Raw genomic sequence first — 2623 nt, 5'->3', positions numbered from 1 at the left:
AAACTCATTTAAATCACTTTGCTATTAAGTACAAATTGATTCTTAGAGCGAACCAGATTGCTTGGCAGGAGCTTAAAAATATGGCAGCTTAAAATTGACCGTGCGTAACATGAGTTAGTAATTAATAAAGCCCTCTTACTGCGAAGAATTTATTGTGTAGCAAACAGCTAGCAAACGCAGTTGAGGGACTTTTTAAACCGATTAGAAAGCAAGTTAAATAGAGTCCATCATCAAAAAGCACTCGGCTTACTAATTAAATATTAATAGTTGAGCTTAGGCTTAGCCTTCTCCATTAATGTAGTATTTTCAATGCGAAGCGGATGAAGAATGGGTTGAGGTAAACTCTTTATGCTCCTCTTCAGGTGCTTCTTTTTCTGATTTCGTTTTTGAAAAAAAACCATTTACAGCAGGGTTAAGTGTTTCTTGATGGGATGACTCATTCTCCAAGAGGTTCAATAGCCGTGTCATGGAAGAATCATCTTTTGCCACATTGGTTAACAACTGGAGATAAGTAGTACTGCTGTACTTAACTCGTTGTTGAAGCGCAGAAAGCACTTTCTCTTTACCCTGTTCCGCAATTATTTGCGCAAAAACATCCATAATGGGTGTTAGGTCATACTCGTTATCTTTAGCAGCCATTAATGCTTGTACTAACATCGACATGCCGCTTTGATTCATATATTTTCCGCTGGTAATATTATCCAGCAACATTGCGTTAAAACCTGCACGCGCACTTAGGGTCTTCAGTAACACCTGTAAATCAGCTACTCCTTTATTATTTTTTATTTGAACTGATGCTATCAACGCTTGTAAAAAAATATGTCCCGCATTCAGACCTTCATCAGGTCCCCGTTTGATGACTCTTACTAAGCCTTCGTTGACGAGGGACTCAGGAGCATTGTGAATTGCCTCAATAAGTTGTTTCAAGAGTAGGTTATTAAACTCATTACTATGTTGTGCCTCGCACTTTACTACATTTAATAAAAAAGTCAGTACGCTTTGCCCTGAGAATGCTGCATGCGGGATGGGCTGAAAAAGCCTTGTATTGATTAGCTCTTCATTTTTTTTAAGTATCAAAATAACTAAACTTGCAATTAATTCGGAACTCATTATATGTAAACTTTCAGTAGAAGAGCGTAATAAGGCTTGCGCAATAAGAAGTAAACCAAACATACCTTCACTGTTTCCGGAAGCTTGTAGCTCAGCAAGCTGCTTTAAAAAAAGAGAATCCGATTGCAAAAGTATGGAAAATAAAAAATTTAAGCTAATTAAGGATGGAGTATCACGCGTAATGGTAGCGGAATAAAATTGATCTACAAGAGTAAAAGCAAAACTTTGCCCTGTGTAGGGAGCAATATCAATTTTTTTACTCAAGAGGGACATAAATCCGGCATGGTCAATTTCATTTAAATTAATTAAAATCTTACAAATATTCTGAACAGCTAAATCGTTACTTGTATTTATGGCTGTTCTTAATGCATGGATGAGCATTAAAAACAGATTGCTTTCGGAAAATTCAGTAAAATTATGTTCCTGAAGATAAAGTTTCACCCCGGAAATTAAATTATTTAGTTCAACATCATTAAAATCTGGTAATTCAATTTCACTGGTAGGAGCACCTCCCTCACTATGGCTATCTGCAGGCATGGCAACAGAAGCTGCACTTGCTGGTTTGTTTTGTGGACCACTAGCAGGAAGAGGGGTAATATCTGAGTTTTTAGGCATTTCTAGGTGTCCTTGATTCTCTATTGTTCATTATATTAACATAATAGATCAAAATATGGATCATTCTGAAATCTATCGATAGCTATTAATTACTGGCTAGTCAAATTATGATGCCAATCCATTTTAAAAATCAGGTTTGGTCGTATGTTCAGAGGACTCCTCTTCTTTGACGGCCTCTCTTTTATCTAAAATAGCCAATATTTGTTCTTGATTCTCATGTTTATCAGGAGATCTTAATTTTTCTATTATTTTTTGCAGCTCATGAAAACCAGGTTGCATTTCATTATTATGTTTGTCGGGATGATATTGAAGGTATAACTTTCTCAAACCCCTTAGAGTTTCACTAAAATCACCTAAACGAATAGGATCTTGATTTTGTATAAATATTTGATCTAATTGAAGCTTTAACACTTCTGGTGTTCTACTATAGACCTGACTAACAGTTAAAGGAGGTTTAAACATTCGATGTTGTGTAACTGCATGCTCGCTTTCTTTTTTTGGTTTTTTTTGGGCCATTTCTTCAATTGAACGTCTGGCAATCTCCACCTGAATCAATGCATGCTTTGCCCAATCAGGTATGGGTGGCGTGGCACCAATACTATCATCTTTGGCTGCTACGACAGGAATTTCAGGTAAGCTCGAGCCTTCTATTTGACGAGTCATAGCACGTTCAGATCCAAGCCCTCGGCTTCCACCAATTTTGCGAAAATCCATTAAAGCATTAAATTGTTTAGCTAAATTAGCAATTTCAAGCCTCATAGCCTCTGCACTTTCTTCACTTACTCATGTTACGCACATAAACTTGTAGTTTGACTAAAAAGCATTAGAATTCCGCCCTTAATTTTAGGGAGGGAATTAAATGGATATGCTTGATCTTTATAGTGATTATTTGATTTTC

General features: G+C 36.5%; 2 protein-coding genes. Both read right to left on the bottom strand.

Translation table 11 applies throughout. The annotated features are described in order from the left end of the window. Positions 1-306: 306 nt before the first annotated feature. Positions 307-1725, bottom strand: coding sequence for a hypothetical protein (locus ELY15_RS15110; protein WP_127101482.1), 1419 nt, complete (start codon positions 1723-1725; stop codon positions 307-309). Positions 1726-1848: 123 nt separating this feature from the next. After that, entirely contained in the window at positions 1849-2484 is a 636-nt protein-coding gene (locus ELY15_RS15105) for a hypothetical protein (RefSeq protein ID WP_127101480.1), read from the bottom strand. Positions 2485-2623: the final 139 nt, after the last annotated feature.

This window comes from Legionella sp. km772, from assembly GCF_003989735.1.
Classification (GTDB): Bacteria; Pseudomonadota; Gammaproteobacteria; order Legionellales; family Legionellaceae; genus Legionella.
The sequence above is the reverse complement of the archived record's forward strand: the minus strand, read 5'-3'. Positions and strand labels throughout refer to the sequence as shown.